Raw genomic sequence first — 4993 nt, 5'->3', positions numbered from 1 at the left:
GTGGAATCGATGAAGCATTTCAGTATACGGGGATGCTGGATCTGCCGGACACATCCGCACCACCTAACCGCATCGCGGCCGCCCTTCGGGCTTAAGGTGGTGGGACGTCGTGAATACAATAACGTTATACGACATACCTGGATTCCGATCCGAGAGGTGATTCAGAGATGTTTTCATTAAAAGCAGCAGTTACCCAAATAATTAATGTAGGATTATTGATTTTGTTTGGGTTTATGATCTTTAAAATAATCAGAATTCTAAATAAAAAAAGTAAAGAATGAAGTCAAGTATATACTCTTCAAGTCTGAGATTAGCAGCCTGCTTGAACTCGTTATTGTATATCGATCAGTCTTAGAACTTCTCGGTGAAGGAGTGGTTGAGATGATACTTGTAGTGATACTACTAATCATCATAGTCCTAATACTATTAAACATTAACAGTAAACTACCGAAAAGAGACACAGTAAAAGAAGCCGTAAGAGAAGCAATGAAAAGAGATAGTGAGAGAAGAAAGAATATAAATGAGTAAGCTTTTCAGAGAAGCCAGGTACGTCGTATAACACCATATTCACGCATCGTGTCGACTCCGTCGCCCCTCGGTCCGGTACGAAGTTAGAAGTCGATCGGAGATGCATTTCAGTTACGAGGAAGCAGGAGCAACCGGACACATCCCACCACCTAACCGCATCGCGGCCGCCCTCGGGCTTAAGGTGGTAGGACGTCGTGAATACAATAACGTTATGTGACATTGCTCAAATACATATTTTGGGGGCCAAATAACATGTGGGCCGATGCACTTGATGAACACCAACAAAAATTTCTTAAGTCCATCTTCAACAACATTCCACAGTTAACTAATGTAAATATTCTTGAATTGAGGATTACATACAATGATAGTGTTTCCATAAGATTGGATTTACCTGAATATGCAGATAAACCACCTCAAAAATGGACCGATCAAGGATATAATACTGTTCAACTTCAGATAGATTTCTCCGGAGTAGATGTATTTGATATTCAATTAGTCAGAAAGATAAGTGGAGCGGAGACAGTAAATAGAATTGAAATAATAAGAGATTCAGAATTGAATAAGATAAATATAACTCTAGAAGGTACTTACAAAGGAACAATTAAAGCGGAACATGGATATATACAAACAATTCAAGGATATATAAATGAGATTTAAATACAGTCTGGGTATTTCAAAGAAGGAGCAACGTCACATAACACCATATTCACGCATCGGGTCGACTCCGTCGCCCCTCGGTCCGGCCGAAGTCTGATGTGGATTCGATGAGGCATTTCAGTATACGGGAAGCGGAATCAGCCGGACACATCCGCACCGACTAACTGCGCAAGCGCAGCCGGCTCCTGGCGGAGCCTTAAGTCGGTGGGACGTCGTGAATACAATAACGTTATGCGAAACCGTCTAAATACATTAAAACTCATCTTTCTAAAGTAGGTGAACCAATGGAGCCAAGTAGAATTCTCTCAATTACATCTACGGGTTTGACCTATCAGAGTCAAACAGGTCAGAATGTTTTTGTTGATTTTGAATTGTGTAAAACAAATTTCGCTAAATGGCTTCAAATTGAAAACGAACTAACAGATGAACAAACAAATGAATTAGAACAGAAGACCAGGTGTGTAGCGATACGAGATGCTTTTGAAGATCCTAAATATATAGAATTTTTCTCAGAGCCAAAGTTAAGAATTGAATTCAAAAAATCATTATTTAAAGATGACTACAAGAAATTTAGAAAATTAGATTTTAAGATAAATGAAGTAGGATGGAAGACTTTTGATATGGGGTAGATTCGAAAGAGGAGACGGCATCGCATAACACCATATTCACGCATCGGGTCGACTCCGTCGCCCCTCGGTCCGGCAGAAGCCTGAAGCATTTCGATGAGGCATTTCAGTGTTCGGAGAAGCGGAACCAGCCGGACACATCCCACCACCTAACCGCATCGCGGCCGCCACTTCGTGGCTTAAGGTGGTAGGACGTCGTGAATACATGAACGTTATGCGAAACCGTCTAAATTCATTGAACATTCTTCTTAAGTAGGTGAATCAATGGAGCCAAGTAGAATTCTCTCAATCACGTCTACGGGTTTGACCTATCAAAGTCTAGAAGGTCAGAATGTTTTTGTTGATTTTGAATTGTGTAAGATAAATTTCGCAAAATGGCTTCAAATTGAAAACGATCTATCAGATGAAGAAACAAATGAAATAGAAAAGAAGACTAGGTGTGTAGCAATACGGGATGCTTTTGAAGATCCTAAATATATAGAATTTTTCTCTCAACCAAAGTTAAGAATTGAATTCAAAAAATCATTATTTAAAGATGACTACATTGAATTTAGAAAGTTAGATTTTAAGATAATTGAAGTAGGTTGGAAGACCTTTGATATGGGGTAGATTCGAAAGAAGAGACGGCATCGCCTAACACCATATTCACGCATCGGGCATTCGCCCTCGGTCCGGCAGGAGTCTGATGTAGTTCAATGAGGCATTTCAGTTTCAGGGAAGCTTGAGCAGCCGGACACATCCCACCACCTAACCGCATCGCGGCCGCCCTACGGGCTTAAGGTGGTGGGACGTCGTGAATACATGAACGTTATATGTAATGGCTGGAAAGACAGGAGGTCAAAGAATTGAAAGATGAAGTACAAAAAAAGAAAGAAACAAAAGACTTTATCTGGATGTTAGTAGGAAATGTGATTCCTGCTGGAATATATGAAGTCAATAATAATCAAATTGAAATTGAAGGGACGAAACATTTTAAGCCGGGCAGTAAAGTGTTTAGTTCACCTATTCAATGGGGAGACGGTTATGAAAGAACCTATGTTATTGCAAGGCACAAAGAAAATCAAAAATACATTGCAATCATTATGGAAACAAGATTAATAACAAACTGGAGAATACAAAAAGTTTATACACCTTATATATTAAGAAAAGTAAAAGAGCTCCCATACCATTGGAATAATTCAGATAAATCGCGAGATGAGATATTAGAAATGCTTAAATGGCTACCACAAAGATCATTGAAAAGTTGAAAGAGTGTTCTTTGGTAATTCGAAGAAGTCAGCCACTACATATAACACCATATTCACGCATCGGGCATTCGCCCTCGGTCCGGTAGAAGTTAGAAGTGGATTCGGAGAGGCATTTCAATTTCGGGGAAGCAGAATCAGCCGGACACATCCGCACCGACTAAGCGCATCGCGCCCGGCAGCTTCGCTGCCTTAAGTCGGTGGGACGTCGTGAATACAATAACGTTATAAGAAATCCCCGCAAAACATTTAAAGAGGAGTGATTAAAAATAATTCGCAAACTAATTATGTTGGTTACCTTTATATGTATACTTTCTGGGTGTGATGGATCTACCAAAGAATATACACCTGAAATATATAAGACAAAGGAAGAGGCTTTGAAGAAATATGTTGAAGAAGAGAATTTTACTGGATCTATCATTCAACTGAACTTGAGAGATAAAAAGAAGATACTCTTAAATGGATTTAGAAAGAATGCTTATTTTTTAGGGGAGTTAATTGAACTGAATGGAGGACACGCAGCATTTAAAATAACTCCTACAGTAGATTTCGGTAACACATCAGGGGCGGGTTGGACATTTAGTACATTGGATAAAAGCAACTATAATTTTTCAATTTCTGCAGATGGTAAAACTCACTCTGGGTATTTTATAGCAGAAATTGCTTCTTATATCTCGATAGAAAAATTAGAAGACAATTCTGAGAAAATAATAAAGGCTGGAGAACAAATACTGTCATACGAAATAATCAAATAAACTTTAGTTAAGCTTCGAAGGCGGGGACATCTTATAACACCATATTCACGCATCGGGCATTCGCCCTTGGTCCGGCAGGAGATAGAAGTGGATTCGGAGAGGTATTTCAGTTTCGGAGAAGCATAATCAGCCGGACACATCCGCACCGACTAACTGCGCAAGCGCAGCCGGTTCCTGGCGGAACCTTAAGTCGGTGGGACGTCGTGAATACAATAACGTTATAGGAAATCAGCGTAAAGCTAAAATAAAAGAACCGAATAGGAGTCACTTAATGTCGCAGACGCTGACTATCAGTAGAGTAAAAGCAAAAATCAAAACTACTGAAGTGACAACAGTAGTTTTAAGTCAAAAAGACATTAACATCAAAGTAAGAGAAGAACTTGGTCAGGTACTTTTGGTTGATGCGAAAGACTGCTTTGAAATGTTTTTATTAGCTAGTTTGTTCAAACATGCAATGCAAACACACGATGTGATCTATTTTGAACGTGAAGATGATTTAAGTTGTGATCTATTTGTTTTCAATGGCGCGATCACACCATTGGATCAAAAAGATTTACGAAAAATCAAATCAGCTATTAAGTTCATTAAACCAGAAACATATAAACTCAATTTATTTGATTCTCATGATGAATCGGTATGGGAAACCTGGAAACATTGGAAGTATGATGAGCAATTGAGAGTCAAAGCGAGTAAGGATCTTGCAATCATTAACTCATCTCAGCTTGGATTTGAATTGTTATTTCATCAATGTGCATACTTAGCAAGTTCGTTTTCGGGACATTCACATTTTGATTGGCATTCAACAAAGAAATCTATTGAACTAATAATCAGAAATATTGAACGCAATAAGTAATTGGAAAGTTTGTAAGTGTTTCGAAGAAGACGCTGACATCCTATAACACCATATTCACGCATCGGGCATTCGCCCTCGGTCCGGCAGAAGTTAGATGTGGATTCGGTGAGTAATTTCAGGTTCGGGGAAGTAGAAGCAGCCGGACACATCCGCACCGACTAAGCGCATCGCGCCCGGCGACTTCGTCGCCTTAAGTCGGTGGAACGTCGTGAATACAATAACGTTATCTGAAACCGGTGCAATTCAATAAAAAGACACTTGAAGATCAAGTGCCGTTAAGTCTTATATATGTCACCGCGTGAACCTATCTTTACAACTATTATTATTAGT

General features: G+C 39.4%; 6 protein-coding genes. All 6 read left to right on the top strand.

Features of this window, described 5'->3' with window-relative positions; all coding sequences use genetic code 11:
- The first annotated feature begins 780 nt into the window (after window positions 1–780).
- The 6 genes from ACFQZG_RS27500 (at window position 781) to ACFQZG_RS27475 (ending at window position 4663) form a co-directional block, all read left to right on the top strand.
- Window positions 781–1185 (top strand): Imm50 family immunity protein, encoded by a 405-nt coding sequence (locus ACFQZG_RS27500; RefSeq protein WP_378157946.1) that lies wholly within the window; start codon window positions 781–783, stop codon window positions 1183–1185.
- A gap of 284 nt (window positions 1186–1469) precedes the next feature.
- A complete protein-coding gene (locus ACFQZG_RS27495) occupies window positions 1470–1814 on the top strand; it encodes a hypothetical protein (protein WP_378157944.1) in 345 nt (114 codons plus the stop codon).
- Window positions 1815–2075: 261 nt separating this feature from the next.
- Entirely contained in the window at window positions 2076–2420 is a 345-nt protein-coding gene (locus tag ACFQZG_RS27490; protein ID WP_378157943.1) for a hypothetical protein, read from the top strand.
- A 236-nt stretch (window positions 2421–2656) separates the two neighbouring features.
- On the top strand, window positions 2657–3058 hold the full coding sequence (locus ACFQZG_RS27485; protein WP_378157942.1) for a hypothetical protein: 402 nt from the start codon (window positions 2657–2659) through the stop codon (window positions 3056–3058).
- Between the two features lie 374 nt (window positions 3059–3432).
- The gene (locus ACFQZG_RS27480; protein ID WP_378157941.1) at window positions 3433–3810 is read left to right on the top strand and encodes a hypothetical protein; all 378 of its coding nucleotides are present in this window, start codon (window positions 3433–3435) and stop codon (window positions 3808–3810) included.
- Window positions 3811–4081: 271 nt separating this feature from the next.
- On the top strand, window positions 4082–4663 hold the full coding sequence (locus ACFQZG_RS27475) for a hypothetical protein (protein ID WP_378157940.1): 582 nt from the start codon (window positions 4082–4084) through the stop codon (window positions 4661–4663).
- Window positions 4664–4993 lie beyond the last annotated feature (330 nt).

It is taken from the genome of Cohnella sp. GCM10027633, assembly GCF_042675445.1.
GTDB lineage: Bacteria > Bacillota > Bacilli > Paenibacillales > Paenibacillaceae > Cohnella.
Note: the sequence above shows the minus strand (reverse complement) of the source record. Positions and strands in the feature narration are given on the sequence as shown.

Bases quoted from the DNA above. Each gene is read 5' to 3' on its own strand.
- ACFQZG_RS27500 (WP_378157946.1), top strand. From the start codon at position 781: ATGTGGGCCGATGCACTTGATGAACACCAACAAAAATTTCTTAAGTCC.
- ACFQZG_RS27495 (WP_378157944.1), top strand. From the start codon at position 1,470: ATGGAGCCAAGTAGAATTCTCTCAATTACATCTACGGGTTTGACCTAT.
- ACFQZG_RS27490 (WP_378157943.1), top strand. From the start codon at position 2,076: ATGGAGCCAAGTAGAATTCTCTCAATCACGTCTACGGGTTTGACCTAT.
- ACFQZG_RS27475 (WP_378157940.1), top strand. From the start codon at position 4,082: ATGTCGCAGACGCTGACTATCAGTAGAGTAAAAGCAAAAATCAAAACT.